The sequence below is a fragment of the Citrobacter sedlakii genome, assembly GCF_018128425.1.
Taxonomy (GTDB): Bacteria; Pseudomonadota; Gammaproteobacteria; order Enterobacterales; family Enterobacteriaceae; genus Citrobacter_A; species Citrobacter_A sedlakii.
Genome location: NZ_CP071070.1, coordinates 1,345,495 through 1,372,055 on the forward strand (window position 1 = coordinate 1,345,495; position 26,561 = coordinate 1,372,055).

General features: G+C 57.0%; 20 protein-coding genes. 15 read left to right on the top strand and 5 right to left on the bottom strand.

Going from position 1 to position 26,561, the window contains the following annotated elements; translation table 11 throughout:
• Window positions 1–7: 7 nt before the first annotated feature.
• Window positions 8–1,291, top strand: coding sequence for an aminopeptidase PepB (pepB, locus tag JY391_RS06420; protein ID WP_200035814.1), 1,284 nt, complete (start codon window positions 8–10; stop codon window positions 1,289–1,291).
• 104 nt (window positions 1,292–1,395) lie between these two features.
• A complete protein-coding gene (sseB, locus tag JY391_RS06425; RefSeq protein ID WP_060570497.1) occupies window positions 1,396–2,172 on the top strand; it encodes an enhanced serine sensitivity protein SseB in 777 nt (258 codons plus the stop codon).
• A gap of 159 nt (window positions 2,173–2,331) precedes the next feature.
• Here the strand turns inward: sseB and sseA are convergent, their stop codons facing one another.
• On the bottom strand, window positions 2,332–3,183 hold the full coding sequence (sseA, locus tag JY391_RS06430) for a 3-mercaptopyruvate sulfurtransferase (RefSeq protein ID WP_060570498.1): 852 nt from the start codon (window positions 3,181–3,183) through the stop codon (window positions 2,332–2,334).
• 209 nt (window positions 3,184–3,392) lie between these two features.
• Here sseA and JY391_RS06435 point away from each other — a divergent pair, with 209 nt between their 5' ends.
• The 11 genes from JY391_RS06435 to JY391_RS06485 all read left to right on the top strand — a co-directional run bounded on the left by JY391_RS06435 (window position 3,393) and on the right by JY391_RS06485 (window position 20,074).
• The gene (locus JY391_RS06435) at window positions 3,393–8,336 is read left to right on the top strand and encodes an alpha-2-macroglobulin family protein (protein WP_211935421.1); all 4,944 of its coding nucleotides are present in this window, start codon (window positions 3,393–3,395) and stop codon (window positions 8,334–8,336) included.
• Window positions 8,337–10,649 (top strand): peptidoglycan glycosyltransferase PbpC, encoded by a 2,313-nt coding sequence (pbpC, locus tag JY391_RS06440; protein WP_211935422.1) that lies wholly within the window; start codon window positions 8,337–8,339, stop codon window positions 10,647–10,649.
• Window positions 10,650–10,814: 165 nt separating this feature from the next.
• Entirely contained in the window at window positions 10,815–11,246 is a 432-nt protein-coding gene (ndk, locus tag JY391_RS06445) for a nucleoside-diphosphate kinase (RefSeq protein WP_042291400.1), read from the top strand.
• A gap of 147 nt (window positions 11,247–11,393) precedes the next feature.
• Entirely contained in the window at window positions 11,394–12,560 is a 1,167-nt protein-coding gene (gene rlmN, locus JY391_RS06450; protein WP_042291398.1) for a dual-specificity RNA methyltransferase RlmN, read from the top strand.
• Between the two features lie 288 nt (window positions 12,561–12,848).
• On the top strand, window positions 12,849–13,856 hold the full coding sequence (gene rodZ, locus JY391_RS06455; protein WP_042291396.1) for a cytoskeleton protein RodZ: 1,008 nt from the start codon (window positions 12,849–12,851) through the stop codon (window positions 13,854–13,856).
• A gap of 26 nt (window positions 13,857–13,882) precedes the next feature.
• Window positions 13,883–15,001, top strand: coding sequence for a flavodoxin-dependent (E)-4-hydroxy-3-methylbut-2-enyl-diphosphate synthase (ispG, locus tag JY391_RS06460; protein WP_042291394.1), 1,119 nt, complete (start codon window positions 13,883–13,885; stop codon window positions 14,999–15,001).
• 110 nt (window positions 15,002–15,111) lie between these two features.
• The gene (gene hisS / locus JY391_RS06465; protein WP_042291391.1) at window positions 15,112–16,386 is read left to right on the top strand and encodes a histidine--tRNA ligase; all 1,275 of its coding nucleotides are present in this window, start codon (window positions 15,112–15,114) and stop codon (window positions 16,384–16,386) included.
• Window positions 16,387–16,399: 13 nt separating this feature from the next.
• Window positions 16,400–17,020 carry a YfgM family protein gene (locus tag JY391_RS06470; RefSeq protein WP_042291388.1) on the top strand — a complete coding sequence of 207 codons (621 nt, stop codon included), beginning with the start codon at window positions 16,400–16,402 and terminating at the stop codon, window positions 17,018–17,020.
• Between the two features lie 10 nt (window positions 17,021–17,030).
• Window positions 17,031–18,209 (top strand): outer membrane protein assembly factor BamB, encoded by a 1,179-nt coding sequence (gene bamB, locus JY391_RS06475; RefSeq protein ID WP_211935423.1) that lies wholly within the window; start codon window positions 17,031–17,033, stop codon window positions 18,207–18,209.
• Window positions 18,210–18,327: 118 nt separating this feature from the next.
• Window positions 18,328–19,800, top strand: coding sequence for a ribosome biogenesis GTPase Der (der, locus tag JY391_RS06480; RefSeq protein ID WP_060570505.1), 1,473 nt, complete (start codon window positions 18,328–18,330; stop codon window positions 19,798–19,800).
• 52 nt (window positions 19,801–19,852) lie between these two features.
• The gene (locus JY391_RS06485) at window positions 19,853–20,074 is read left to right on the top strand and encodes a zinc ribbon domain-containing protein (protein WP_042291379.1); all 222 of its coding nucleotides are present in this window, start codon (window positions 19,853–19,855) and stop codon (window positions 20,072–20,074) included.
• Here the strand turns inward: JY391_RS06485 and JY391_RS06490 are convergent.
• The 3 genes from JY391_RS06490 to xseA all read right to left on the bottom strand — a co-directional run bounded on the left by JY391_RS06490 (window position 20,071) and on the right by xseA (window position 22,877).
• Entirely contained in the window at window positions 20,071–20,421 is a 351-nt protein-coding gene (locus JY391_RS06490) for a protealysin inhibitor emfourin (protein WP_042291377.1), read from the bottom strand. The genes JY391_RS06485 and JY391_RS06490 overlap by 4 nt on opposite strands.
• The gene (locus tag JY391_RS06495; protein WP_042291373.1) at window positions 20,421–21,440 is read right to left on the bottom strand and encodes a M4 family metallopeptidase; all 1,020 of its coding nucleotides are present in this window, start codon (window positions 21,438–21,440) and stop codon (window positions 20,421–20,423) included. Before JY391_RS06495 ends, JY391_RS06490 begins: the two co-directional genes overlap by 1 nt.
• Window positions 21,441–21,503: 63 nt before the next feature.
• Complete coding sequence (xseA, locus tag JY391_RS06500) at window positions 21,504–22,877, bottom strand: exodeoxyribonuclease VII large subunit (protein ID WP_211935424.1); 1,374 nt, start codon at window positions 22,875–22,877, stop codon at window positions 21,504–21,506.
• 160 nt (window positions 22,878–23,037) lie between these two features.
• Between xseA and guaB the strand changes: the two genes are divergently transcribed.
• Entirely contained in the window at window positions 23,038–24,504 is a 1,467-nt protein-coding gene (gene guaB / locus JY391_RS06505) for an IMP dehydrogenase (protein WP_042291368.1), read from the top strand.
• 60 nt (window positions 24,505–24,564) lie between these two features.
• On the top strand, window positions 24,565–26,142 hold the full coding sequence (gene guaA, locus JY391_RS06510) for a glutamine-hydrolyzing GMP synthase (RefSeq protein ID WP_042291366.1): 1,578 nt from the start codon (window positions 24,565–24,567) through the stop codon (window positions 26,140–26,142).
• A gap of 222 nt (window positions 26,143–26,364) precedes the next feature.
• Here guaA and JY391_RS06515 read toward each other — a convergent pair whose 3' ends face one another.
• Window positions 26,365–26,556: a YfgG family protein gene (locus tag JY391_RS06515; RefSeq protein WP_042290938.1), complete on the bottom strand. Its 192-nt coding sequence runs from the start codon at window positions 26,554–26,556 to the stop codon at window positions 26,365–26,367.
• Window positions 26,557–26,561 lie beyond the last annotated feature (5 nt).

The following is a 26,561-nucleotide window of genomic DNA, read 5'->3' on the forward strand; positions in this document are numbered from 1 at the left end:
AATAACAATGACAGAAGCCATGAAAATCACGCTTTCCACTCAGCCTGCCGACGCGCGCTGGGGTGAAAAAGCCACATACAGTATTAATAGCGACGGGATTACCCTGCACCTCAACGGTAAAGACGATCTGGGCCTGATTCAGCGCGCCGCGCGTAAAATTGACGGACTGGGTATTAAGCATGTCCAGCTTGCCGGTGACGGATGGGACGCCGATCGCAGCTGGGCCTTCTGGCAGGGCTACAAAGGGCCGAAAGGCAGCCGTAAGGTCGAGTGGCCGCAACTCGACGACGCACAGCGCCAGGAGCTGGACAACCGTTTGACGATCGTCGACTGGGTGCGCGACACCATCAACGCCCCGGCGGAGGAACTGGGGCCGGAGCAGCTGGCGCAGCGCGCCGTTGACCTGCTGTGCAGCGTAGCGTGCGATCATGTTTCTTACCGTATTACGAAAGGCGAAGACCTGCGCGAGCAGAATTACATGGGGCTGCATACCGTTGGCCGCGGCTCTGAGCGTCCGCCAGTGCTGTTGGCGCTCGACTACAACCCAACGGGAAATAAAGATGCGCCGGTTTATGCCTGTCTGGTGGGTAAAGGCATCACCTTCGATTCCGGCGGTTACAGCATCAAACAGAGCGCTTTTATGGATTCGATGAAATCCGATATGGGCGGCGCGGCAACGGTGACCGGCGCGCTGGCGTTTGCCATTACCCGCGGTCTGAACAAGCGCGTGAAGCTGTTCCTTTGCTGTGCCGATAACCTTATCAGCGGCAATGCGTTTAAGCTGGGCGATATTATTCGCTATCGTAACGGTAAAAACGTGGAAGTGATGAACACCGATGCGGAAGGCCGTCTGGTACTGGCGGATGGACTGATTGACGCCTGCGCGCAGAAACCAGAGCTGATCATCGACGCCGCCACTCTGACCGGCGCGGCAAAAACGGCGCTGGGTAATGACTATCATGCGCTGTTCAGCTTTGACGATCAGTTGGCGAACCGCCTGCTGGCCAGCGCGGCGGCGGAAAACGAGCCGTTCTGGCGTCTGCCGCTGGCGGAGTTCCACCGTAACCAACTGCCGTCGAATTTTGCCGAGCTGAATAATACCGGCAGCGCGGCGTATCCGGCCGGTGCGAGCACGGCGGCGGGGTTCCTGTCGCACTTTGTCGAAAATTACCAGCAGGGCTGGCTGCATATTGACTGTTCGGCCACCTACCGCAAAGCGCCGGTTGAGCAGTGGTCCGCCGGGGCGACTGGCCTGGGCGTGCGCACGATTGCGAATCTGCTGACCGCCTAAAATCCGCTTTATAGGCCGGGTAAGCGAAGCGCCTCCCGGCATTTTGCCTGACGCGACACGTTGCGTCAGGCCTGTAATCATTTTTAATACGATGTGTGATGCCTATGTCCGAAACGAAAAACGAATTAGAAATTCTGCTGGAGAAAGCGGCGACAGAACCCGCGCACCGTCCGGCCTTTTTCCGCACCTTGCTGGAGTCGACCGTCTGGGTGCCCGGCACCGCTGCCGAAGGCGAGGCGATCGTCGAAGACTCTGCGCTGGATCTTCAGCACTGGGAAAAAGAGGACGGCACCTCCGTAATTCCGTTCTTTACTTCTCTGGACGCGCTACAGCAGGCAGTGGAAGAAGAACAGGCGTTTGTGGTGATGCCCGTGCGCACTCTGTTTGAAATGACCCTGGGCGAGACGCTGTTCCTCAACGCCAAACTGCCGACCGGCAAAGAGTTTATGCCGCGTGAAATCAGCCTGTTAATGGGTGAAGAGGGCAATCCTCTGAGTTCGCAGGAGGTGCTGGAGGGAGGGGAATCATTGATCCTTTCTGACGTCGCTGAACCGCCAGCCCAGATGATCGATTCGCTCACCACGCTGTTTAAAACCATCAAGCCGGTGAAGCGGGCGTTTCTGTGTTCCATTAAAGAAAGTGCCGATGCTGAATCTAACCTGTTGATAGGCATTGAGGCTGACGGCGATATTGAGGACATTATTCAGGCGGCGGGCAGCGTGGCGACCGACACCTTACCGGGCGATGAGCCAATTGATATCTGTCAGGTCGTGAAAGGCGAAAAGGGCATCAGCCACTTTATTACCGAGCATATCGCACCGTTCTACGAACGTCGCTGGGGCGGATTCCTGCGTGACTTTAAGCAAAAACGGATTCTCTGATCACAGGAAAGCCGCCCCGTAGGACGGCTACCTGGCTTACTTGTTCTGAACGTTGAGATTTTTGAACACAGCGTGCCGGGAAGGCCGCGAACCGAACCAGCACAAAAAAACGCGCTGTTGAACGGTTTTTTTGTGGGGATAAGCAAGTCCTGTCGGAATTTATTCAGACGGTTCAGGCTCCACCGGTAAATCATCACGCGCGCCCCATTCACTCCATGCGCCGTCATACAGCGCAACGTCCGGAACCCCCAGGGTGGCCAGCGCCAGCACCACCACGGCAGCCGTCACGCCGGAACCGCAGCTGGCAATAATGGGCCGATCCAGACTGACCCCGTGGCGAAAGAAAATGGCGTCCAGTTCGTCAGTCGTTTTTAATTCACCGTCCTGAACCAGCTCGGTCCACGGCACGTTTAACGCGCCGGGGACGTGGCCACGCCGCAGGCCGGGACGCGGCTCATCCACTTCTGCATTAAAACGCGCAGCCGGACGGGCGTCGACGATTTGCGCCGTTTTTTCGTGACTGGCTAACAGCACGTCAGTAACACGCACTACGGCTCCGGGGGTAAACGCGGCGTCAAATTCGCCTTCCGGCAGCGTCACGTCGCCTTCTTCCAGCGGCAGCGCAGCGCGCTGCCAGCCCGCCAGCCCGCCGCCCAGGATCGACACGTTCTCCACGCCAAACGTCCGCAGCATCCACCACGCGCGTGGCGCGGAAAACAGATTTCCTTCGTCATAAACAACCAGATGCTTATCCTGATGTATGCCAAGTTCGCGCATGGCGACAGCAAAGGCTTCCGGGCGCGGCATCATATGGGGCAGAGGAGAGGTGTGGTCGGAAAGCGCTTCGATATCGAAAAACACGGCGCCAGGAATATGTCCGGCGCGGAACTCTTGTGCAACGTCGCGGTCTTCCTGTCCCGGCGGCGCCATTCGGGCGTCGATAACGTGAATATGCGGATCGTTAATATGCTCAGCAAGCCAGTCGGCGGCGACAAACCAGGAAGTGGACATAAGCATCTCCATTTTTGCGTCACAGAAAAGAAGAATTCTCGGACGTTTAGGGATTACGGGCAAGTAAAAGCGCCCGAATTGTCCGGTAGCGCCACACTTCTAAAAAAAATTCAGACAGCGCAGAGCGGATACAGACTTACACAACGATAAATCTCACGCATAATGTCTGTCCTACGTTGCTAACGGGCCATGTCGGCCAGGGATGAAAAATGAAACACATACGCGTAGCCGCCTGCATTTTGATGCTGGCGCTGGCTGGGTGCGACAACAACGACAAAACCACAACTGTCGCCAAAAGCGATACGCCAGCGACGCAAACAAAGGCCACACCGCCTGTCCAGAAAGATCCGGCGCAGTTGCAAAAGCTGGCCCAGCAAAGCGAAGGCAAAGCGTTAACGCTGTTGGACGCATCAGAGGTGCAGCTCGATGGCGCCGCCACGCTGGTGCTGACTTTTTCCATTCCGCTCGATCCCGAACAGGATTTCGCCCGCACCGTGCATGTGGTGGATAAGAAAAGCGGCAAAGTCGATGGCGCCTGGGAGCTTTCGCCCAATCTGAAAGAGCTGCGTTTACGCCATCTGGAGCCTAATCGTTCTCTGGTGGTCACGGTTGAACGGGATCTTAAAGCGCTGAACAACGCGACTTTCGACATTACGTACGAAAAAGCGCTCACCACCCGTGACGTGCAGCCCAGCGTCGGCTTTGCCAGTCGTGGGTCGCTGCTGCCAGGAAAGGTGGTGGAAGGCCTGCCGGTCATGGCGTTGAATGTGGACAACGTAGACGTAAACTTTTTCCGCGTGAAGCCGGAATCGCTGGCGGCGTTCGTCAGCCAGTGGGAGTATCGCAATTCCCTTTCGAACTGGGAGTCCGACACGCTGCTGAAAATGGCCGATTTAGTCTATTCTGGCCGTTTCGACCTGAATCCGGCGCGCAACACCCGCGAAAAACTTCTCTTACCGCTCAGCGAGATTAAACCGCTGCAGCAGACCGGCGTTTATGTCGCGGTCATGGCGAAAGCCGGTAAGTATGAATACAGCAATGCCGCGACGCTGTTTACCTTAAGCGACATTGGCGTCTCGGCGCATCGCTACCAGAACCGTCTGGATGTTTTTACCCAAAGTCTGGAAAACGGCGCGGCGCAGCAGGGCGTCAATGTCTCTCTGCTGGATGAGAAAGGCCAGACGCTGGCGCAGGCCACCAGCGACGGGAGAGGCCATCTGCAACTGGAGAACACGAAAAATGCCGCGTTGCTGTTAGCGCGGAAAGACGGTCAAACCACCCTGTTGGATCTCAAACTGCCGGCGCTGGACCTGGCCGAGTTCGATATCGCAGGCGCGCCAGGCTACAGCAAGCAATTCTTTATGTTCGGCCCGCGCGATCTCTATCGTCCGGGCGAAACGGTGATCCTCAATGGACTGCTGCGCGACAGCGACGGCAGGTCGCTGCCCGATCAGCCGGTTAAGCTAGAGGTGGTCAAACCGGACGGCCAGGTGATCCGCAGCGTGGTGAGTCAGGCTGAAAATGGCTTGTACCGCTTTACCTACCCGCTGGACAGCGGTGCGCCGACCGGCATGTGGCATATCCGCGCGAACACGGGCGATAACCAGAGCCGGATGTGGGACTTCCACGTGGAAGATTTTATGCCGGAACGAATGGCGCTGAACCTCAGTGGGCAGAAAACGCCATTAGCGCCTGCGGACAAGGTAAATTTCTCGGTTACCGGCTATTACCTGTATGGCGCGCCCGCAAATGGTAATGCTCTGCAAGGCCAGCTGTTCCTCCGACCATTGCGTGAAGCCGTTCCGGCGTTGCCGGGCTTCCAGTTTGGCAACATCGCGGAGGAGAACCTTTCACGTAGCCTGGACGAAGTGCAGTTAACGCTGGATGCGCAAGGGCGCGGCGAGGTCAGTACTGACAGCCAGTGGCGTGACGCCCATTCGCCGTTACAGGTGGTCTTGCAGGCCAGCCTGCTGGAGTCCGGTGGTCGCCCGGTCACACGCCGTGCGGAGCAGGCGATTTGGCCAGCCGACACGCTGCCGGGTATTCGTCCGCAGTTTGCGGTAAAAGCAGTGTATGACTATCGCACCGACACCACCGTCAATCAGCCTGTTGTCGACGAAGACAGCAACGCCGCGTTTGATATTGTTTATACTGATGCTCAGGGGGTGAAAAAAGCGGTATCCGGATTGCAGGTGCGGTTGATCCGTGAGCGCCGTGACTACTACTGGAACTGGTCGGAAAGCGAGGGCTGGGAATCGCGCTTCGATCAAAAAGATCTGGTCGAAGGCGAACAGACATTGGATCTCGGCGCCGATGAAACCGGTAAAGTGTCGTTTCCGGTGGAATGGGGCGCTTACCGACTGGAAGTCAAAGCGCCAAACGATGCTGTCAGCAGCGTTCGCTTTTGGGCGGGCTATAGCTGGCAGGACAACAGCGACGGCAGCGGGGCGGTACGTCCGGATCGCGTGACGTTGAAGCTCGATAAGCCCGCTTATCGTCCGGGCGACACCATCAGGCTGCATATTGCCGCGCCGGCGGCAGGCAAAGGTTATGCGATGGTGGAATCCAGCGAAGGCCCGGTGTGGTGGCAAGAAATTGACGTACCGGCGGCTGGATTGGATCTGTCAATTCCGGTAGATAAAGACTGGAATCGCCACGATCTTTATCTGAGTACGCTGGTGGTGCGTCCTGGGGATAAATCGCGTTCGGCGACGCCAAAACGCGCCGTAGGCTTGCTGCATCTGCCGTTAGGCGACGAAAATCGTCGCCTGGCGCTGACGCTGGAGAGCCCGGCGAAAATGCGGCCGAACCAGCCGTTGACGGTGAAAATTAAAGCCAGCGCCAAAAACGGCGCCGCGCCGAAACAGATAAACGTGCTGGTGTCCGCTGTGGACAGCGGCGTGCTGAATATTACCGATTACGTCACGCCGGATCCGTGGCAGGCGTTCTTCGGGCAAAAACGCTATGGCGCGGATATCTACGATATTTATGGTCAGGTCATTGAAGGTCAGGGACGTCTGGCGGCGTTGCGCTTTGGTGGCGATGGCGATGAGCTAAAACGCGGGGGTAAACCCCCGGTTAACCATGTCAATATTGTCGCCCAACAGGCGCAGCCAGTTACGCTAAATGAACAGGGCGAAGGCATCGTGACGTTGCCGATTGGCGATTTCAACGGTGAACTTCGGATCATGGCGCAAGCGTGGACCGCGGAAGACTTCGGCAGTAGCGAAAGCAAAACCGTTGTGGCGGCGCCGGTTATCGCTGAACTGAATATGCCGCGCTTTATGGCCAGCGGCGACACGTCGCGTCTGGTGCTGGATATCACTAACCTTACGGACCAGCCGCAGACCCTAAACGTGGGGCTGACGACCCGCGGTCTGATTGAGTTGATCAGCGAGCAGCCTGCGCCAGTCAATCTTGCGCCGGGTGTGCGTACCACGCTGTTTATTCCGGTGCGCGCAAAAGAGGGCTTTGGCGATGGCGAGCTGCAGGCTACGCTCACTGGCCTGACGCTGCCGGGCGAAGCGGTGGGGGCGCAGCAAAAACAGTGGAAGATAGGCGTTCGTCCGGCATTCCCGGCGCAAACAACCCATCACGGCATTATGCTGCAATCAGGCGAAAGCTGGTCGGCGCCTGCCGATGTACTGGCCAATTTCTCGCCAGTCACCACCCAGGGACAACTGCTGTTCAGCGGTAAACCGCCGCTGAATCTGGCGCGTTATATCCGCGAACTGAAAGCCTATCCGTATGGCTGCCTGGAACAAACCACCAGCGGCCTGTTCCCGTCGCTTTATACTAACGCTGCGCAGCTTAAGGCGTTGGGCATTGCTGGCGACAGCGATGAAAAGCGCCGCGCGGCGATAGAAACCGGCATTTCACGTCTGCTGCAGATGCAGCGTGATAACGGCGGCTTTGCGCTATGGGATAAAAACGGTCCGGAAGAATACTGGCTGACCGCGTACGCGATGGACTTTCTTGTCCGTGCGGGCGAGCAGGGATACAGCGTCCCGGTGGAAAGCATTAACCAGGGGAACGCGCGTCTGCTGCGCTATCTCCAGGATCCGGGCATGATGTCGATTCGCTACGCCGATGACACCCAGGCGAGTAAGTTTGCCGTGCAGGCCTATGCCGCGCTGGTGCTGGCGCGTCAGCAGAAAGCGCCGCTCGGCGCGCTGCGTGAAATCTGGGAGCGTCGCGGTCAGGCGGCGTCCGGTTTACCGCTGCTGCAACTGGGGATTGCCCTGAAAAATATGGGGGATGCGAAGCGTAGCGACGAGGCGATTAGCCTGGCGTTGACGACGCCGCGCGACAGCGATCGTCAGTGGATGGCGGATTACGGCAGCCCGCTTCGCGATAACGCGCTGATGCTGTCGCTGCTGGAAGAAAACAAGCTGAAGCCGGAAGCGCAGAACAGCTTGCTGAACACCCTCTCTGAACAGGCATTTGGTCAACGCTGGCTGTCAACGCAAGAGAATAACGCGTTGTTCCTTGCGGCGCGCACTCTTCAGGATCTGCCGGGAACCTGGCAGGCGCAGACGTCGCTTGAGACGCAGCCGTTGGCGGACGATCGCGCGCAAACCCGCAATCTCGATGCCGATCAACTTGCCGCGCTGCAGGTGACCAACAGCGGCACACAGCCAATGTGGCTGCGCCTGGATGTCAGCGGCTACCCGCAAACCGCGCCAGCGCCAGCCAGCAATGTTTTGCACATTGAGCGCCATATTCTGGGCACTGATGGACAAAGCAAAGCGTTGGATTCGTTACGCAGTGGCGAACTGGTGCTGGTCTGGCTGGAAGTGAAGGCCAGCCAGAACGTGCCCGATGCGCTGGTGGTGGATCTGTTGCCAGCCGGTCTGGAACTGGAAAACCAGAACCTGTCCAATGGCAGCGCCAGCCTGCAGGAAAGCGGCAGCGAAGTGCAGAACCTGATTAACCAGATGCAACAGGCGGACATTCAGCACATGGAGTTCCGCGATGATCGCTTTGTCGCCGCCGTGGCGATCAATGAAGGGCAGCCCGTCACGCTGGTGTATCTGGCGCGCGCGGTGACGCCGGGAACGTACCAGGTGCCGACGCCGCTGGTGGAGTCAATGTATGTACCACAATGGCGGGCGATCGGCGCGGCTGACAATCTGCTGATTGTTAAGCCGTAAATGATCCGATTGTGTCGCAAACGCAACTGCTGGCTCTGGCTGGCAGTTGCGTCTGTCCTTCTGGTCGCCGCCGTTCTGGCGGCTGATAAAATCTGGCCCTTACCCCTGCGCGAAGTGAATCCGGCCCGTGTCGTTGTGGCGCATGACGGTACGCCGTTATGGCGATTCGCCGACGCGGAAGGGATCTGGCGTTATCCGGTTACCGTTGAAGAGGTCTCCCCCCGCTACCTTGAGGCGCTCATCAATTACGAAGATCGCTGGTTCTGGACGCACCCGGGGGTCAATCCGTTCTCTGTGCTTCGCGCGGCGTGGCAGGATCTGAGCGCCGGACGCGTGATTTCCGGCGGCAGCACCTTAACCATGCAGGTTGCCCGACTCCTTGACCCGCATCCGCGAACCTTCGGCGGCAAGTTTCGTCAACTCTGGCGCGCTTTTCAGCTTGAATGGCACCTCTCTAAGCGTGACATCCTGACCCTGTACCTCAATCGTGCGCCGTTTGGCGGGACTTTGCAGGGCGTCGGCGCGGCCAGTTGGGCTTACCTGGGTAAGCCTCCGACGCAGTTGAGTTATTCCGAAGCGGCTTTACTGGCGGTGCTGCCTCAGGCGCCGAGCCGTCTTCGTCCCGACCGGTGGCCGGAACGGGCAGAGGCCGCGCGAAATAAAGTGCTTGCGCGAATGGCGACACAGGGCGTGTGGTCGCCAAAGCAGGTGCAGGAGTCGCGTGAAGAGCCTGTCTGGCTTGCGCCGAGACAAATGCCGCAGTTAGCGCCGTTGTTTTCGCGCATGATGTTGGGCAAAAGCCAGCGCGACAAAATCGTCACCACCCTGGATGCCGGGTTGCAAAGGCAACTGGAAGAGCTGGCGAACAACTGGAAGGGAAGGCTTCCGGCGCGCAGTTCCCTGGCGATGATCGTGGTCGACCATACCGACATGAGTGTGCGTGGCTGGGTCGGCTCGGCAGATTTGAATGACGACACGCGATTCGGTCATGTGGATATGGTAAATGCGATCCGTTCACCCGGATCGGTGTTAAAGCCCTTTGTCTACGGCCTTGCGCTGGATGATGGGTTAATTCATCCGGCGTCTTTATTACAGGATGTGCCACGTCGTACCGGGGACTATCGGCCTGGCAATTTTGACAGCGGCTTCCACGGCCCCGTCAGCATGAGTGAGGCGCTGGTCAGATCGCTGAACCTGCCAGCGGTGCAGGTGCTGGAAGCCTACGGACCAAAACGTTTTGCGGCGAAACTGCGCAACGCCGGATTGCCGCTGTATCTGCCTGCGGGCGCCGCGCCGAACCTGTCGCTGATTCTGGGGGGGGCAGGCGCGCGGCTTGAGGAGATGGCGGCGGCGTATAGCGCGTTTGCCCGCCACGGTAAGGCGGGAAAGCTGCGCCTGCAACCGGACGAGCCGCTGATTGAGCGCCCATTGCTTTCGCCGGGCGCGGCATGGATCATCCGGAGAATCATGGCGGATGAAGCGCAGCCGTTACCGGACAGCGCGCTACCCCGCGTCGCGCCGCTGGCCTGGAAAACCGGCACCAGCTACGGCTATCGCGACGCGTGGGCGATTGGCCTGAACGCTCGCTATGTGATCGGCATCTGGACCGGCAGACCGGATGGAACGCCCGTCGCCGGACAGTTTGGATTCGCCAGCGCCATTCCGCTGTTGAATCAGGTAAACAACTTGCTGCTGGCCCGCGGCGCATCGCTGCCGGAAGATCCGCGCCCTTCGTCAGTGACGCGAGGGACGGTTTGCTGGCCTGGCGGACAATCTCTTGCGGATGGCGACGCCAACTGTCGCCGTCGTCTGGCGAGCTGGCTGCTGGAGGGCGCACAGCCGCCGACGCTGCTGTTGCCTGAGCAGGAAGGCGTGAGCGGTATTCGTTTTCCTGTCTGGCTGGACGGCGCGGGAAAACGCGTTGCTGCCGACTGTCCGCAGGCGCGCGAGCGGACGCTGATCGTCTGGCCGCTGCCGCTGGAGCCGTGGTTACCGACCCCGGAGCGTCGTGCTGCAAGGCTGCCGCCGCCCTCCGTACAGTGCCCGCCGCTGGGACAGGACGCCTTTTTACCGCTTCAGCTTTCCGGCATACGTGACGGGGCGATAGTGAAGCGTTTACCGGGTAGTCTTGAGGCGAGCGTCGCGATTCAGAGCAGCGGTGGAAGCGGCGAACGCTGGTGGTTCCTTAATGGCGAACCGTTAAGCGAACGAGGATCTGCGATCACGTTGCGGCTCGTGGAAAACCGAGAATATCAACTGTTGGTGATGGATGGCGCAGGACAAATTGCGGCGGTGAGATTTTCCTTACTGTAGTCGTCAGCGCCGTTTGTCAGGCCATCCGCCGCGAACGCATGCGTGTTGTTGCTAATACTCATCTTATTTTAAAAAAATGTTACCTTTATCCATAGGCAACAGTCAGGATGCTCTTTATAATCCGCGCCAGGTAAACAACAACAGAACACTTATCAGAGGTTAATAATGGCGATTGAACGTACTTTTTCCATCATCAAGCCAAACGCGGTGGCAAAAAACGTTATTGGTAATATCTTTGCGCGCTTTGAAGCAGCAGGGTTTAAAATTGTCGGCACAAAAATGCTGCACCTGACCGTAGAACAGGCTCGCGGTTTTTATGCTGAGCACGACGGTAAGCCGTTCTTTGACGGTCTGGTGGAGTTTATGACCTCTGGCCCGATCGTGGTCTCTGTTCTGGAAAGCGAAAACGCGGTGCAGCGTCATCGCGATCTGCTGGGCGCAACCAACCCGGCAAACGCTCTGGCGGGTACCCTGCGCGCGGACTACGCGGACAGCTTCACCGAAAACGGCACCCACGGTTCCGACTCCCTGGAATCCGCGAAACGCGAAATCGCCTTCTTCTTCGGAGAAGGCGAGGTGTGCCCGCGTACTCGTTAATAATTTCGTAAATGCCGCGTGCAGACGTGGCATCCTTGCGCCAGAATTTGTACAATGCAGCGCCCCAGGACGAGCACCGCTCACCGGGGCGCTTCTTTTTCAACCCTCCAGGGGCCATAACGTGTAATAACGAGGCCGGAATAGAATATGTCTGAACACATTGTCACGCCTGAAAGCATCACCCCGGTAGTTCCCAATAAAGATGGAAAAATCAACCTGTTGGATCTCAACCGCCAGCAGATGCGGGAGTTTTTTAAAGAATTAGGTGAAAAACCCTTCCGCGCCGATCAGGTGATGAAGTGGATGTATCACTATTGCTGCGACAACTTTGATGAGATGACCGACATCAACAAAGTTCTGCGCGGTAAGCTGAAAGAGGTGGCGGAAATCCGCGCGCCGGAAGTGGTTGAAGAACAGCGCTCCTCCGACGGCACCATCAAATGGGCGATTGCCGTCGGCGATCAGCGCGTTGAAACGGTATACATCCCGGAAGACGACCGCGCCACGCTGTGCGTCTCTTCTCAGGTAGGTTGTGCGCTGGAATGTAAATTCTGCTCAACGGCCCAGCAGGGATTTAACCGTAACCTGCGCGTTTCTGAAATCATCGGCCAGGTGTGGCGCGCGGCCAAAATCGTTGGCGCGGCGAAAGTCACCGGCCAGCGTCCGATCACTAACGTGGTGATGATGGGGATGGGCGAACCGTTGCTCAACCTGACCAATGTGGTTCCGGCGATGGAAATCATGCTGGATGATTTCGGCTTTGGCTTGTCCAAACGTCGCGTCACGTTGTCCACTTCCGGCGTCGTGCCTGCGCTGGACAAATTAGGCGACATGATCGATGTCGCGCTGGCGATCTCGTTGCACGCGCCGAACGATGAAATTCGAGACGAAATTGTCCCTATCAACAAGAAATACAATATCGAAACGTTCCTCGCCGCGGTGCGCCGCTATCTGGAGAAATCCAACGCTAACCAGGGGCGCGTGACCATCGAATATGTCATGCTCGATCACGTCAATGACGGAACCGAGCACGCGCATCAGTTGGCGGAGTTGCTGAAAGATACGCCATGTAAGATCAACCTGATCCCCTGGAACCCGTTCCCGGGCGCGCCGTATGGCCGCAGCTCCAATAGCCGCATCGATCGTTTCTCGAAAGTGCTCATGGGTTACGGGTTTACCACCATTGTGCGTAAAACCCGCGGCGATGATATCGACGCCGCCTGCGGTCAACTGGCCGGGGATGTTATCGATCGGACCAAGCGTACCCTGCGTAAACGTATGCAGGGCGAGGCTATCGACGTGAAAGCGATCTGATAAATATTGCGTCACTGCCCGTTTTATGTGCAGTGACGCAATGTTATTTGAATGAGGGCCGCGCTTGTACTCGTCTGGTCAATAATAACGGTGCGTTTTTGTCGACTTTAAGGCAGTATGTACGGTGCAACAATAGTTTAGCCCTCTGGCTTGAGCTGTTTTTGTTAAGAGTGACCTGACAGGCTTATACTGTCTGACTAAGGTTAACTGACCAGATGTTTCGCGGTGTGGGTGGGCATTGTGACTCGCCGGCGCCTGAATCCAAATTTACACCAGCAGCTGTAGCGAATGAATACTGAAGCCACTCACGACCAACATGAAGCACAATCCACTGGCGTTCGTCTGCGTAATGCCCGTGAACAACTCGGACTCAGCCAACAGGCTGTCGCTGAGCGACTTTGCCTGAAGGTGTCTACCGTACGTGATATCGAAGACGATAAGGCCCCGGCCGATCTTGCTTCGACCTTCCTGCGCGGGTACATCCGCTCCTATGCGCGTCTGGTGCATATCCCTGAAGAAGAGCTGCTGCCTGGCCTGGAAAAACAGGCGCCTGTCCGTGCGGCGAAAGTGGCGCCGATGCAGAGCTTCTCATTAGGTAAACGGCGCAAAAAGCGCGACGGCTGGTTGATGACGTTTACCTGGCTGGTGCTGTTTGTGGTCGTCGGCCTGACGGGCGCCTGGTGGTGGCAAAACCATAAGGCGCAGCAGGAGGAGATCACGACGATGGCCGATCAGTCCGCTGCTGAGCTGAACGCAAATGGCGCGACGACGCAGAGCGTGCCGCTGGATACCAGCGCCGCAGCAAGTCAGGATAATACCCCTGCGTCGACCGGTCCGGCGGAAACCGCGCAAACGCCAGCGCCAACCACAACGGCGCCTGCGGTTGACCCGCAGCAGAACGCCGTTGTGTCGCCTTCTCAGGCTAACGTGGATACCGCCACGACGTCTCCGGCCACCCCTGCGCCACAGTCCGCGACGGACGGTACAGCAACGCTGCCAACCGATCCGGCAGGCACGGCGGCACCTGCTGTCGACCCGAACGCGCTGGTGATGAACTTCACCGCCGATTGCTGGCTGGAAGTGACCGATGCGACCGGCAAAAAGCTGTTCAGCGGTATGCAGCGTAAAGATGGCAATTTAAACCTAACCGGGCAGGCGCCTTATAAGCTTAAAATTGGCGCTCCGGCGGCGGTGCAGATCCAGTATCAAGGAAAACCTGTCGATCTGAGCCGTTTTATCAGAACTAACCAGGTTGCGCGTCTGACCCTCAATGCCGAACAATCACCGGCGCAGTAACAGACGGGTAACGCGGGAGATTTTTCATGCATAACCAGGCTCCAATTCAACGTAGAAAATCAACGCGTATTTACGTTGGGAATGTGCCGATTGGCGATGGCGCCCCCATCGCCGTACAGTCGATGACCAATACGCGGACCACGGACGTGGAAGCGACGGTTAACCAGATAAAAGCGCTGGAACGCGTTGGCGCAGATATTGTTCGCGTCTCTGTCCCCACCATGGATGCCGCAGAAGCCTTTAAGCTCATCAAACAGCAGGTTTCTGTTCCGCTGGTGGCCGACATTCACTTTGACTACCGTATCGCGCTGAAAGTGGCGGAATATGGTGTGGACTGTCTGCGCATCAACCCTGGCAATATCGGTAATGAAGAGCGTATCCGCATGGTGGTGGATTGCGCGCGCGACAAAAATATCCCGATCCGCATCGGCGTTAACGCCGGGTCGCTGGAAAAAGATCTGCAGGAAAAATATGGCGAACCGACGCCGCAGGCGCTGCTGGAATCGGCAATGCGCCATGTCGATCATCTCGATCGTCTCAATTTCGATCAGTTTAAAGTCAGCGTGAAAGCCTCCGATGTCTTCCTCGCCGTTGAGTCTTATCGCCTGTTAGCGCGTCAGATCGCCCAGCCGCTGCACTTAGGCATCACCGAAGCCGGCGGCGCACGCAGCGGCGCGGTGAAATCCGCGATCGGCCTCGGGCTGCTGCTGTCTGAAGGGATCGGCGACACCCTGCGCGTCTCGCTGGCTGCCGATCCGGTGGAAGAGATCAAAGTCGGTTTTGATATTCTCAAATCACTGCGTATTCGCTCACGCGGCATCAATTTTATTGCCTGCCCGACCTGTTCGCGCCAGGAGTTCGACGTGATCGGTACGGTGAACGCGCTGGAGCAGCGGCTGGAAGATATCATCACCCCGATGGACGTTTCCATCATTGGCTGTGTGGTCAACGGGCCGGGTGAAGCGCTGGTCTCCACGCTGGGCGTGACGGGCGGCAACAAGAAAAGTGGTCTCTATGAAGATGGCGTTCGTAAAGATCGTCTGGATAATAACGACATGATTGACCAGCTTGAAGCCCGCATTCGCGCCAAAGCGACAATGCTCGACGAAGCGCAGCGCATCAACGTGCAGCAGGTTGAAAAATAATAACGTGATGGGAAGCGCGTAGCTTCCCGTGTATGATTGAACCCGCATGGCTCCCGTCTCGTTCGGGAAAGCGCTGAGGGTTCATTTTTATATTCAGAAAGAGAATAAACGTGGCAAAAAACATTCAAGCCATTCGCGGCATGAACGATTATCTGCCTGGCGAAACCGCCATCTGGCAGCGCATTGAAGGCACACTCAAAAACGTGCTCGGTAGCTACGGTTACAGTGAAATCCGCCTGCCGATTGTAGAGCAGACCCCGTTATTCAAACGCGCGATTGGTGAAGTTACTGACGTCGTTGAAAAAGAGATGTATACCTTCGAGGACCGCAATGGCGATAGCCTGACCCTGCGTCCTGAAGGAACGGCAGGCTGTGTACGCGCCGGCATCGAGCATGGTCTTCTGTACAATCAGGAACAACGTCTGTGGTACATCGGACCGATGTTTCGCCACGAGCGTCCGCAGAAAGGGCGCTATCGCCAGTTCCACCAGTTGGGCGTCGAAGCCTTTGGCCTGCAGGGGCCGGACATTGACGCTGAGCTGATCATGCTGACAGCACGCTGGTGGCGTGCGCTGGGGATCGCCGGGCACGTTAACCTGGAGCTGAACTCTATTGGTTCTCTGGCGGCGCGCGCCAGTTATCGCGATGCGCTGGTCGCCTTCCTGGAACAGCACGTTGAGAAGCTTGACGAAGACTGCAAACGTCGTATGTACAGCAACCCGCTGCGCGTTCTGGACTCCAAAAATCCGGACGTACAGGCGCTGCTTAACGATGCGCCGCAGCTTGGCGACTATCTCGACGACGATTCCCGCGAACACTTTGCCGGCCTGTGTAAACTGCTGGAAGCCGCGGGCATTGGCTATACCGTTAATCAGCGTCTGGTTCGCGGCCTTGACTACTACAACCGTACCGTTTTTGAATGGGTGACCAGCAGCCTGGGTTCCCAGGGCACCGTTTGCGCTGGCGGCCGCTATGACGGACTGGTGGAACAGCTTGGTGGCCGGGCGACCCCGGCGGTGGGCTTCGCAATGGGGCTTGAGCGCCTTGTTTTACTTGTTCAGGCGGTGAATCCGGAATTTACTGCCGATCCTGTTGTCGATATATACCTGGTGGCTTCAGGCGCGGATACGCAGTCTGCGGCAATGACGCTGGCGGAACGTTTACGGGATGACCTCCCGGGCGTGAAGCTGATGACAAACCACGGCGGCGGCAACTTTAAGAAACAGTTTGCCCGCGCTGATAAGTGGGGCGCCCGCATTGCGCTGGTGCTTGGCGAGTCCGAAGTGGCTGCCGGTACTGTCGTTGTGAAAGATTTGCGCTCCGGTGAGCAAACGGCGGTTGCACAGGATAGCGTTGCAACGCATTTGCGCACGTTAATGGCTTAAGGAGAAGGACTGCGTGGAAATTTACGAGAACGAAAACGACCAGGTTGACGCGATTAAACGCTTCTTTGCCGAAAACGGCAAAGCCCTGGCGGTTGGGGTGATTTTAGGGGTTGGCGCGCTGATTGGCTGGCGCTACTGGACCAGTCACCAGACTGAATCCGCACGCTCTGCTTCTCAGGCTTATCAGACCGTCGTGAGCTCGCTCAGCGCGGATAATGCAGAAAACCTGTCTGCGGCGGAAAAATTTGCTGCTGAGAATAAAAACACCTACGGCGCGTTAGCGTCGATGGAGCTGGCGCAACAGTTTGTCGACCAGAATCAACTTGATAAAGCCGTGTCCCAGCTACAGCAGGGACTGGCGGCCACCAGTGACGAAAATCTTAAAGCGGTTATCTCACTGCGTCTGGCTCGCGTTCAGGTACAGCTTAAACAGGCTGACACTGCGCTGCAAACCCTCGACACCGTAAAAGGTGAAGGCTGGGCGGCGATTGTTGCCGATCTGCGTGGCGAAGCGTTGCTGAGCAAAGGCGACAAGAAAGGTGCGCGTAGTGCATGGGAAGCAGGCGTAAACAGCAAAGCCTCCCCGGCACTGAGCGAAATGTTGCAGATGAAAATCAATAATTTGTCCATCTGAGAGGGACCCGATGCAATTGCGTAAATTACTTCTGCCAGGACTGCTGTCCGTTACCCTGTTGAGCGGCTGTTCACTGTTTAGCGGCGAAGAAGACGTTGTTAAAATGTCCCCATTACCGGTGGTTGAGAACCAGTTTACCCCGTCTACCGTCTGGAGCACCTCTGTGGGCAACGGGATCGGTGATTTCTATTCCAACCTCCATCCTGCGCTGGCAGATAACGTGGTTTACGCCGCCGATCGTGCGGGCGTGGTGAAAGCGTTAAATGCCGACGACGGCAAAGAGATCTGGTCGGTTAACCTCAACGAGAAAGATGGCTGGTTCTCCCGCGCGCCTGCGCTGCTGTCTGGCGGCGTGACGGTGTCTGGCGGTCATGTTTACCTGGGCAGTGAAAAAGCCCAGGTATATGCCCTGAACACCGCGGACGGTACCGTTGCGTGGCAGACCAAAGTCGCGGGCGAAGCGCTGTCGCGTCCGGTGGTCAGCGACGGCCTGGTGCTGATTCATACCAGTAACGGCCAGCTGCAGGCGCTGAACGAAGCGGATGGCGCGATCAAGTGGACCGTCAACCTTGATATGCCTTCTCTGTCTCTGCGCGGCGAGTCTGCGCCAGCGACGGCCTTCGGCGCGGCGATTGTCGGCGGCGATAACGGTCGCGTAAGCGCCGTGCTGATGCAGCAGGGCCAGATGATTTGGCAGCAGCGTATTTCTCAGGCGACGGGCTCTACAGAAATCGACCGTCTCAGCGATGTCGATACCACGCCAGTTATCGTTGACGGTATCGTCTATGCGCTGGCGTATAATGGTAACCTGACGGCGCTGGATCTGCGCAGCGGTCAGATTATGTGGAAACGTGAACTGGGGTCAGTGAACGATTTCATCGTTGACGGCAACCGTATTTATCTGGTGGATCAGAATGACCGCATACTGGCGTTGACCACCGACGGCGGCGTAACTCTGTGGACACAGAGCGATCTGCTGCACCGTCTGCTGACCTCTCCGGTGCTGTACAATGGCAATCTGGTGGTGGGCGACAGCGAAGGTTACCTGCACTGGCTCAACGTTGATGATGGCCGCTTTGTGGCACAGCAGGAAGTTGACAGCTCCGGCTTCCAGACCGAACCGGTGTCTGCCGACGGCAAACTGCTGATCCAGGCGAAAGACGGTACCGTGTACGCGATTACACGTTAATCGTTCCGGTCGTACGCGTTAAAAAACGGCTCCTGGTGCAGGGGCCGTTTTCCTGTTTTTAACAACGGCGCAAAAATCGCGTCTGTTGTCTGATGATTTATAAAATGAGGCTTTAAACATGGTACCTGTGGTCGCGCTTGTCGGGCGCCCTAACGTCGGAAAATCCACGTTATTTAACCGTCTAACCCGTACCCGGGATGCGCTGGTTGCGGATTTCCCGGGTCTGACTCGTGACCGTAAGTACGGTCGTGCGGAAATTGATGGTCGCGAGTTTATCTGTATTGATACTGGCGGTATTGACGGGACGGAAGACGGTGTAGAAACCCGTATGGCGGAACAGTCCCTGCTGGCGATTGAAGAAGCGGACGTTGTACTGTTTATGGTGGACGCCCGCGCGGGCCTGATGCCTGCTGACGAAGCCATCGCTCAGCATCTGCGTTCCCGTGAAAAACCGACCTTCCTCGTCGCCAACAAAACCGACGGCCTCGATCCGGACCAGGCGGTTGTGGATTTCTACTCCCTGGGGCTGGGGGAAATTCACCCGATCGCCGCGTCTCATGGTCGTGGCGTTCTCAGCCTGCTGGAGCACGTTCTGCTGCCGTGGATGGACGATGTCGCGCCGCAGGAAGAGGTGGATGAAGACGCCGAATACTGGGCGCAGTATGATGCCGACGAGAACGGGGAAGAAGAGCCGGCAGATGATTTTAACCCGCAGGATCTGCCGATCAAGCTGGCGATAGTCGGACGACCGAACGTGGGTAAGTCTACGCTTACTAACCGCATTCTGGGTGAGGACCGCGTGGTAGTCTACGACATGCCCGGCACCACGCGCGACAGCATTTATATTCCCATGCAGCGTGACGAGCGTGAATATGTGCTGATTGATACCGCAGGGGTGCGTAAGCGCGGCAAGATTACCGACGCGGTGGAAAAGTTCTCGGTAATCAAGACGCTGCAGGCGATAGAAGACGCTAACGTGGTGCTGCTGGTGATTGATGCCCGCGAAGGGATTTCCGATCAGGACCTGTCGCTGCTGGGGTTCATCCTTAATAGTGGGCGCTCACTTGTTATTGTGGTGAACAAGTGGGATGGCCTGACGCAGGAAGTGAAAGAGCAGGTGAAAGAGACGCTGGACTTCCGTCTGGGCTTTATCGACTTTGCCCGCGTACACTTTATCTCCGCACTTCACGGCAGCGGGGTCGGCAACCTGTTTGAATCCGTACGTGAGGCCTATGACAGCTCCACCCGTCGCGTCAGCACCGCGATGCTAACCCGCATCATGACGATGGCGGTGGAAGATCACCAGCCGCCGTTGGTGCGTGGCCGCCGCGTGAAGCTCAAATACGCCCATGCCGGTGGTTACAACCCGCCAATCGTGGTGATTCACGGCAACCAGGTTAAAGACCTGCCGGACTCTTACAAGCGTTATCTGATGAACTACTTCCGTAAGTCGCTGGAAGTGATGGGGACACCGATTCGTATCCAGTTCAAAGAAGGGGAAAACCCGTATGCGAATAAGCGTAATACGCTGACCCCGACGCAGATGCGCAAGCGTAAGCGCCTGATTAAACATATCAAGAAAAGTAAGTAATCACTTAAGCCCTCTCTCAGGAGAGGGCACACATCCAGATAGGGAGACTGCTATGGAACTTCGTTGTCCAGACTGCCAAAATCCGCTGGAACGTAACGGTGAGACTGCGCATTGTGCGACGTGCAATGTCGATTATGCCCTTGCGGCGCTGTGCCCGGACTGCCATAAGCCGCTACAGATCTTAAAAGCCTGTGGCGCGGTGGATTACTTTTGCCAGAATGGCCATGGCCTGATTTCAAAAAAACGCGTTGAGTTTGCCCTGACGCGAACTTAATCGCACACGCAGTCCTCTCCTTTTTGCCAAAGCTCAACGAGCGAAGCGGGCGCGTCATTTTCCGGCACCAGCACGATGATATCGGCGTATCCCGCCTGATCGTGCCGGGTCCAGACGATCTGAATACGAAAATAGCGCTGATCGCCTCGCCCCGGCGAATCCGCCTGACCCGGCGGCGTGCCGACGGACAGGCTTTGCCGCAGGATGTCGGCAACGCGCTGACGCTGGGCCTCAGACAAGGTGGAAAGGGCAATTTTGCGCTGTTGACTCAGCTTCGGGATAAACGCGACGCCGCCTTCGCGTGCCAGTTCCACAACGGCGTCATCGGTGAGTTCAGGGATATCCATTACATCACTCCTGTGGCTTTCCAGGCGTCCTCAATGGCCTGCGCCGTTTCTTTACCGCTACGTTTTTCGCCGTGATGAATGGTTAAACGCGCGAAATCAATGAAGTCGGCATCCTGCGCCAGTTGGCGATCGCACACTGTATCGTACCAGGCATAGCCAGCCTTCTCCCATGCGTAACCGCCGAGCGCCGTCGCGGCGAGGTAAAACGCCCGGTTAGGAATGCCGGAATTAAGGTGCACGCCGCCGTTGTCCTCACGCGTTTTGATAAAATCGCGCATATGACCGGGCTGTGGATCTTTGCCAAGCAGTGGATCGTCATAGGCGGTACCCGGTGCCGACATTGAGCGTAATCCCTTGCCGTTGATACCTTCCGCCAGCAGCCCTTCGCCGATGAGCCAGTCGGCCTGGTCCGCGGTTTGCCCCAGATGGTATTGCTTTACCAGCGCGCCAAACACGTCAGATAGCGATTCATTGAGCGCGCCCGCCTGCTCAAAGTAGATCAGTCCGGCTTCGGACTCCGTGATCCCATGCGCCAGTTCGTGCGCCACCACGTCAATAGCAATCGTGAAACGGTTAAAAATCTCGCCATCGCCGTCGCCAAACACCATCTGCTGCCCGTTCCAGAAGGCGTTCTGGTACTCGCGTCCGTAATGAACCGTGCCGGTGAGAATTAACCCTTTGTTATCCAACGAGTCGCGCTGCCAGTTTTTCCAGAAAAAGTCATGGGTTATGCCGAGATAATCATAGGCTTCATCTACCGCCACGTCGCCATTCGAAGGGTGGCCCTCATAACGGACTTGCGTGCCGGGCAGTTCCTGGGTCTGCTTCGCATCGTAAATGTCGCGTTCCAGTTGGCCAGCCTGACTGACGTGCGGCGCGGCGGGCTTGCCCGGCATATGCGCCATCAGGGTCTGCACGTGGCTCAGCGTTTGTCGTGCGCACCGCTGCTGCGGTTCAGAACCTGTTTCGATAATGCGACGCAGGATATAAGGCGGGATGACGCTGTAAAAGTGGGGCATGCTGTTCTCCTGAATTCTGGCAAGGCCGAATAAATAAGGAATAACAGCAGTATAGTGTGAAAATTAAACGCTTTTACGCTGGCGGGTTTTTTTTACCGTTTTGACGGCTTTCACTTCGCTTTCCACCCAGCCATCGGTGACCCGGGTGGTCAGCAGATCGCCAGCCTTCACCTGTTTAGTGTGTTTCAGCACATTGCCGTCGGCGCTGCTGGTCACGCTGTAGCCGCGTGCCAGAGTGGAGAGCGGACTGACGGCTTCCAGATGAGTGACCGCATTGCCGAAGCGTTCACGCGTTACGCTCAGGCGCGCGCGTATTGTATCCGCCAGACGATATTCCAGTTGCTGAATACGGCTTTGCGCCCGGTGAATGCGTGGCTGAGGATTTTGGTGATTGAGGCGCTGTAATAAGCGGAATTGCTGCTGGCCGGAAAGCTTAAGCTGGCTGTCAATCGCGATATTCATCCGCTGTTGTAATCGTTCCAGCGCCGACTGCTGACGCGCCAGTCGCAGCTGCGGATGCTGCTGTTGCAGACGATGATGCAACTGTGTAAAGCGACGGCTGCGGTTTGCGAGAAAATAGTCCATCGCCATGCCAAGGCGCTGCTGGGCAGACTGAAGCTGGCGCACCAGCTCCTGCTGGTTGCGGCTGACCATTTCAGCGGCTGCTGAAGGGGTCGGCGCGCGCAGATCGCCGACAAAATCGGCAATCGTCACGTCCGTTTCGTGTCCGACGGCGCTCACTACCGGAATGCGACTGGCGAAGATTGCCCGTGCCACCCGTTCATCATTGAAGCTCCATAAATCTTCCAGTGAACCGCCGCCGCGTCCGACAATCAGCACGTCACACTCGTTACGCATGTTCGCCAGTTCGATGGCGCGCACGATTTGCCCCGGCGCATCGTCACCCTGTACGGCGGTCGGATAAATAATGACCGGGAGGGACGGATCGCGGCGTTTGAGTACGTGGAGAATATCATGCAGCGCAGCGCCGGTTTTCGAGGTGATCACCCCGACGCAGCGGGCAGGGGAGGGAAGCGCTTTTTTAAACTGCTGGTCGAACAAACCTTCTGCCGAAAGCGTGGCTTTTAGCTGTTCGAATTTTTGCTGGAGCAGACCTTCACCCGCGGGCTGCATGCTCTCGACGATAATCTGGTAATCGCCGCGCGGCTCGTAGAGGGTGATATTGGCGCGCACCAGCACCTGCTGCCCGTGTTGCGGGCGGAAAGTTACCCGGCGGTTGCTGTTGCGAAACATCGCACAGCGCACCTGGGCGGCGTCATCTTTCAGGGTGAAATACCAGTGGCCTGACGCGGGCTGGGAGAAATTCGAAATTTCGCCGCTGATCCAGACCTGTCCCATCTCTTGTTCCAACAGCAGACGAACCGTCTGATTAAGGCGGCTTACGGTAAAAATGGCGGAAGTCTGAGAGGATAACATGTGAGCGGGATCAAATTCTAAATCAGCAGGTTATTCAGTCGATAGTAACCCGCTTACCGGGGATCGCAAGGTTTTTTTGCAAAAAAGTGTAGATGCAATCGGTTACGCTCTGTATAATGCCACGGCAATATTTATCCACCCCAGGTCAGAGATATTGCCCATGCTACGTATCGCTAAAGAAGCTTTGACGTTTGACGACGTCCTCCTCGTTCCCGCTCACTCCACCGTTCTGCCGAATACTGCCGATCTCAGCACGCAGTTGACGAAAACCATTCGTCTGAACATTCCTATGCTCTCCGCAGCAATGGATACCGTGACTGAAGCGCGCCTTGCAATCGCTCTGGCTCAGGAAGGCGGCATTGGTTTTATCCACAAAAACATGTCTATCGAGCGCCAGGCGGAAGAAGTCCGTCGCGTGAAGAAACATGAATCTGGCGTGGTTACCGACCCGCAGACCGTTCTGCCCACGACCACCCTGCGCGAAGTTAAAGAACTGACCGAGCGCAATGGTTTCGCAGGCTACCCGGTTGTGACCGAAGACAACGAACTGGTCGGCATCATTACGGGCCGCGACGTGCGTTTTGTGACGGACCTGAGCCAGCCGGTGAGCGTCTATATGACCCCGAAAGAGCGTCTGGTTACCGTGCGTGAAGGTGAAGCGCGTGATGTTGTGCTGGCAAAAATGCACGAAAAGCGCGTCGAGAAAGCGCTGGTTGTTGATGACAGCTTCCACCTGCTCGGCATGATCACCGTTAAAGATTTCCAGAAAGCAGAACGTAAACCGAATTCCTGTAAAGATGAGCACGGTCGCCTGCGCGTCGGCGCAGCGGTTGGCGCGGGGGCGGGCAACGAAGAACGCGTTGATGCGCTGGTTGCTGCGGGCGTTGACGTCCTGTTGATCGACTCCTCTCATGGCCACTCCGAAGGCGTACTGCAGCGTATCCGCGAAACCCGCGCGAAGTACCCGGATCTGCAAATCATCGGCGGCAACGTGGCGACTGGCGCAGGCGCGCGCGCCCTCGCTGACGCTGGCGTAAGCGCGGTGAAAGTGGGGATTGGCCCAGGCTCTATCTGCACCACCCGTATCGTAACTGGCGTGGGGGTTCCGCAGATCACCGCCGTATCTGACGCTGTAGAAGCGCTGGAAGGCACCGGCATTCCGGTTATCGCCGACGGCGGTATCCGTTTCTCTGGCGATATCGCGAAAGCCATTGCCGCAGGCGCAAGCGCGGTGATGGTCGGCTCTATGCTGGCCGGTACCGAGGAATCTCCGGGCGAAATTGAACTGTACCAGGGCCGTTCTTATAAATCTTACCGCGGAATGGGCTCGCTGGGCGCAATGTCTAAAGGCTCTTCTGACCGTTACTTCCAGAGCGATAACGCCGCCGACAAACTGGTGCCGGAAGGTATCGAAGGCCGCGTTGCCTATAAAGGCCGTCTGAAAGAGATCATTCACCAGCAGATGGGCGGCCTGCGCTCCTGTATGGGACTGACGGGCTGTGGTACTATTGACGCATTGCGTACTAAGGCGGAATTCGTCCGTATCAGCGGTGCGGGTATTCAGGAAAGTCACGTTCATGACGTGACCATCACCAAAGAGTCCCCGAACTACCGTCTGGGCTCCTGATAAGTTTACGCGCCCTGACGGGCGCTTTTTTTGGTTTCATTTGCCTCGGAATTAGCGTCAATGACAGACAATATTCACAAGCATCGCATTCTCATCCTTGATTTCGGATCGCAGTACACTCAGCTGGTTGCGCGTCGCGTACGTGAACTCGGCGTGTACTGCGAACTGTGGGCTTGGGATGTAACTGAAGCACAGATTCGCGAGTTTAATCCTAGCGGTATCATTCTTTCCGGCGGCCCTGAAAGCACCACCGAAGAAAACAGTCCGCGCGCGCCGCAGTACGTTTTTGAAGCGGGCGTACCGGTATTTGGCGTTTGCTACGGCATGCAGACCATGGCGATGCAGCTGGGCGGTCATGTAGAAGGCTCCAGCGAGCGCGAGTTTGGCTACGCCCAGGTTGAAGTGGTTAGCGACAGCGCGCTGGTGCGTGGTATCGAAGACTCCTTGACCGCCGACGGCAAGCCGCTGCTCGACGTCTGGATGAGCCACGGCGATAAAGTCACCGCTATCCCGTCTGACTTTGTGACCGTTGCCAGCACCGAAAGCTGCCCGTTCGCCATCATGGCGAATGAGGAAAAACGTTTCTACGGCGTGCAGTTCCACCCGGAAGTGACACACACCCGTCAGGGGATGCGTATGCTGGAGCGCTTCGTGCGCGATATCTGCCAGTGTGAAGCGCTGTGGACGCCGGCAAAAATCATCGACGACGCGGTTGAGCGTATCCGTCAGCAGGTCGGTGATGACAAAGTGATCCTCGGTCTGTCCGGTGGGGTTGACTCCTCCGTCACCGCGATGCTACTGCACCGTGCGATCGGCAAAAACCTGACCTGCGTCTTTGTCGATAACGGTTTGCTGCGTCTGAATGAAGCGCAGCAGGTGATGGATATGTTCGGCGACCATTTCGGCCTGAACATCGTTCATGTTCCGGCGGAAGACCGCTTCCTCAGCGCGCTGGCGGGTGAAAACGATCCGGAAGCAAAACGTAAGATCATTGGCCGCGTTTTCGTGGAGGTGTTCGACGAAGAAGCGCTGAAGCTGGAAGAGGTGAAATGGCTTGCTCAGGGCACTATCTACCCGGACGTCATCGAGTCTGCTGCTTCAGCAACCGGTAAGGCGCACGTCATCAAATCTCACCATAACGTCGGCGGTCTGCCAAAAGAGATGAAGATGGGTCTGGTTGAACCGCTAAAAGAGCTGTTCAAAGACGAAGTACGCAAGATTGGTCTGGAGCTGGGTCTGCCGTACGACATGCTTTACCGTCACCCGTTCCCGGGGCCAGGTCTGGGCGTACGCGTGCTGGGCGAAGTGAAGAAAGAGTATTGCGATCTGCTGCGTCGTGCGGACGCGATCTTCATCGAGGAACTGCACAAAGCTGACCTGTACAACAAGGTAAGCCAGGCGTTCACCGTATTCCTGCCGGTTCGTTCGGTTGGCGTGATGGGCGACGGTCGTAAATACGACTGGGTTGTCTCTCTGCGTGCGGTTGAAACCATCGACTTTATGACCGCGCACTGGGCGCACCTGCCGTATGACTTCTTAGGCCGCGTGTCTAACCGCATCATCAATGAAGTGAACGGCATTTCCCGCGTGGTGTATGACATCAGCGGTAAGCCCCCCGCTACCATTGAGTGGGAATGATGAACCGCTAACTTATAGCTAATCATTTCTGTTCGAATATTAATTCAACCCTCTGTTTTTACAGAGGGTTTTTTATTTTTATCTATTCACATTTACAATGACTGCTTAGCGCGAAAAATGGACCACAATATTCGAAGAAAGACATCATTGCTATTAACGGTTAGCGAGACTGCGGCATGTTCGACGATGGAAGATCGGTTTATCTTATCGCGCTGAGAAACCTTAACGCTGTGCGGGCGTTTCGACAGAGAGGCTGGACTGTTGAACGTCTTTTTTGTCCTGATGATGATGCCAGGCGCCAATAGAAGAGTAGACAAAGCGTCCAAAGAAGAAGAGAAAACTGATAAGCAGTACGATACGGGTCATGCGACTGTTAAATCGATGTCGTTTTCGCATACTGGTAGCCTGACTCACAAAAG